Raw genomic sequence first — 3457 nt, forward strand, 5'->3', positions numbered from 1 at the left:
ACCTGCGCTTTCCCCCCACCCCCACCCCCGAAGGTGATCACCGCCACCCTCGATCCGACCACCCGTCGGGCGGCCCGGCGTGAGTGATCATCCGGGCCAGTACAGTGAAACGCACGGCCCGGGCGGACGGGCACGGGCACGAGGGGGCCGGGGTGGCGACGCTGGGCATGCACCGGGACTTCCTGATGGAGTTCGCGGCGCTGGAGAAGCCGGTGCAGCGGCGGGTCTTCGAGACCTTCGAGAAGTTCACCGAGGCCACCCACACCGGCGTGCACCTGGAGAAGCTCACCAACCAGCGGGACCCCCGGATCCGGACCATCAGGATCACCGACTTCTGGCGCGGGGTCGTCCTCAAGGCCGACCGGGGCGACGGCTACCTCCTGCTGAAGGTCCTTCCGCACGACAAGGCCAACGACTGGGCGGTCAAGCACCGGGCCTCGGTCAACGCCGCCACCCAGGGCGTCGAGATCCGCAACGACGTCGCGCTGGAACGGGCCTCCCGGTCGCTGAAGGCGCTGGCCGCCGACGAACCCCGCAGGCTCTTCGCCGACCGCTCCGACAAGGTCCTGCGCAGCCTGGGCGTCGACGAGGAGATCCTGCCGATCATCCGGCTGCTCCCCGACGAGGCCCACCTGGAGGCGCTCCACCGCGTGCTGCCGGAGCAGCAGTTCGACGTCCTGGTCGGCCTCGCGAGCGGGATGGAGCCGGCCGAGATCGATCGTGAGATCGTCCGGGCGTACGCCCGGGCGGCCGCGCCCACGAGCGTCGACCAGCCCGCCGACGGGCTGGTCTCGGCGATGGCCCGGGCGCGCGGCCGGGTCGCCCTGGTGTCCGGGCCCGACGAACTGCTGGAGATCCTGGAACGCCCCTTCGACGCCTGGCGGATCTTCCTGCACCCGGCCCAGTACCGGGTCGCCTACCGGGAGTCGTACAGCGGGCCGGCCCGGGTGACCGGCGGCCCCGGCACCGGGAAGACGGTGGTGGCCCTGCACCGGGCCTACCACCTGGCCCGCCGGTTGCCGGCGGAGGCGCCTGACGGATCGATTCTGCTGACCACCTCCTCCGAGGACCTCGCCGCGGAGCTGGAGCGCTGCCTCGCCCTGCTCGTGACGGACGGACGGATCCGGGCGAAGGTCCGGGTGGTCACCGTCGACGCGCTGGCCGCCGAGGTCCTGCGGCGCTCCCCCGGCGGCGCCCCGTCGAAGGTCCTCTTCCAGCAGCACCCGATCCTGGCCCGCTGGGGACGGGTCGCCCGCCGGCTCGGCGTCGGGTTCACCGACCTGTTCCTCGACCAGGAGTGGCGGCAGGTCGTACTGGCCCAGTCGATCGGGAGCCGGGAGCAGTACCTGAAGGCCCCGCGGACCGGACGGGGCAAGGCCCTCGGGACGCCGGAGCGGACCGAACTGTGGCGCGCGGTGGCCGCGTTCGAGGAGGAGCTGCGCAAGGCCGGGGAGTTGACGTACCTCCAGGTCTGCGCGCGGGCCGCGCGGATGCTCGACGAACAGGGCGACCGCCCGTTCCGGCACGTGGTGATCGACGAGGCGCAGGACCTGCACCCCGTCCAATGGCGGTTCCTGCGCGCGCTCGTGGCCACCGGCCCGGACGACCTGTTCCTCTCCGGCGATCCGCACCAGCGGATCTACGGGAACAAGGTCTCGCTGCGCTCGCTCGGCATCCAGGTGGTCGGCCGCTCCTTTCGACTCCGGATCAACTACCGGACGACACAGGAGATCCTCACCTGGTCCGCGTCCCTGCTCACCGGCGAACGCCCGGACGACATGGACGGCGGGGAGGACTCGCTGGCCGGCTACCACTCGACCCTGCACGGCGCCCACCCCGACGTGTCCGGCCACCCCGACCGGGCCGAGGAGTTCCGGGCCCTCGTCGCCCGCGTCGAGGAGTGGACCGCCTCGGGCGTGAGCCCGGAGGACATCGGTGTCGCCGTACGGACCGGACGGCTCGGCCGCGAGGCCGCCCACGCCCTGGGGCAGGCCGGGATCCCGACCCACGTGCTCGGCGACGCGCCGTCCCCCGGCATACGGGTCGGCACCATGCACCGGATGAAGGGCCTGGAGTACCGCTGCGTCGCCGTGGTCGGCGTCAGCGACGGCACGGTGCCCCTGCGCAGCGCGATCACCCCGGCGGACACCGACCCGCTGCAGCACCAGGAGGACCTCACCGGCGAGCTGAGCCTGCTCTTCGTGGCGTGCACCCGCGCCCGCGAGGCCCTCAGCGTGTCCTGGCACGGCACACCCAGCGTCTTCCTCGAACCGATCGCCCCGGCCCGGCTGCTCACCCGCTGACCCACGGCCCCGCGGGGCCCGCTCCGGGTGGTCGACCGGCCCGGGAGTTGCCCGGGGGTGCGGGTGGTGGGGTAATGGGAGACGGCCGGTGTTCGAGTGTGTGACGAGCAGCCCCGGGAGCTTGGGATGAGCGGTGGGCCGGAACCGATCAGTGCCGAGGGTCTGCGTGCGGTGCGGGAGGAATTGGCGCAGCTGCGGGTGGAGCGGGGGGAGGTGGCCGCGACGCTGCGCGGGGTGGATCCGGTGGGGGACCGGGCGGACGCGGCGGACGAGTTGCAGCGGGCGTCGGAGGTGGCGCGGCTGGACCGGCGGATCGTCGAGCTGGAGGCGCGGCTGCGGGAGGCCGAGGTGGCCGGGGAGCCGTCCGCGCGGGTGGTCGGGGTGGGGTCGACGGTGAACGTGCGGTTCGACGACGGCACGGAGGAGACCGTCGAGATCTCGGAGATCGCGGAGGAGCGGGACCTCACCCTGGTGACCTTCGACAGCCCGCTCGGGAAGGCGCTGCTCGGGCGGCACGCCGGGGAGACGGTGAACTACGACACCCCGGCCGGCGCGGCCAGCGCGGTGGTGCTGTCGGTGGGCGCCGACGCGGGCCCGCAGACGGGCTGAGGCGGGGCGGCACGGCACAGCGCCGGCACGGTCGAATTCTGGTCGGAATTCCGGGGGAAACGGGCCGGGATATCGGCGGGGTATCGGCGGGATATCCGCGCGACTGTTGATAGGCGGGGCTTATCGGTTCAGCCGCGTTGCCTCTTTGACGTGCCGCGATGGCCTGCCGGACACTGGACGGGAATCGGGGAACCGCGAATTCCCAGCGAATTCCCGCCCCCGGAAAGCACCCGAGAGAAACCGAGCAGAGCGCGCGCATGCCCCCGTCCCGCACCGCCCGCTGGCTCCCGGCGGCCGCCGCCGTCGCCGTCGCCGCCTGGGGCGCCAACCAGTTCACCGCGCTGGCCACCGTGTACCGGGCGCGCACCGACTGGTCGGCGCTCTCGCTGGCCGCGATGTTCTCGGTCTACCTGGTCGGCCTGGTGCCCGGGCTGCTGCTGGGCGGGCCCGCCGCCGACCGGTACGGCCGGCGGCGGACGGTGCGCGGCGCGCTGGGACTGTCCGCCGCCGCCAGCGTCGTGCTGGCGCTGCCGGACGAGCCGTCC

Annotated in this window: 3 protein-coding genes; all 3 read left to right on the top strand. The window is 73.5% G+C overall.

Annotated elements, in window-relative coordinates:
* Positions 1–167: 167 nt before the first annotated feature.
* Positions 168–2303, top strand: a complete 2136-nt coding sequence (locus AE652_RS37960) for a UvrD-helicase domain-containing protein (protein WP_199823206.1) — start codon at positions 168–170, stop codon at positions 2301–2303.
* A 126-nt stretch (positions 2304–2429) separates the two neighbouring features.
* Complete coding sequence (locus AE652_RS37965) at positions 2430–2912, top strand: GreA/GreB family elongation factor (protein ID WP_049659877.1); 483 nt, start codon at positions 2430–2432, stop codon at positions 2910–2912.
* Positions 2913–3169: 257 nt separating this feature from the next.
* Positions 3170–3457: MFS transporter (locus AE652_RS37970; protein WP_049659879.1), on the top strand; the 288-nt coding region annotated here is incomplete at its 3' end.

The sequence above is a fragment of the Kitasatospora sp. MY 5-36 genome, from assembly GCF_001182915.1.
In the GTDB taxonomy this organism is placed as follows: domain Bacteria; phylum Actinomycetota; class Actinomycetes; order Streptomycetales; family Streptomycetaceae; genus Kitasatospora.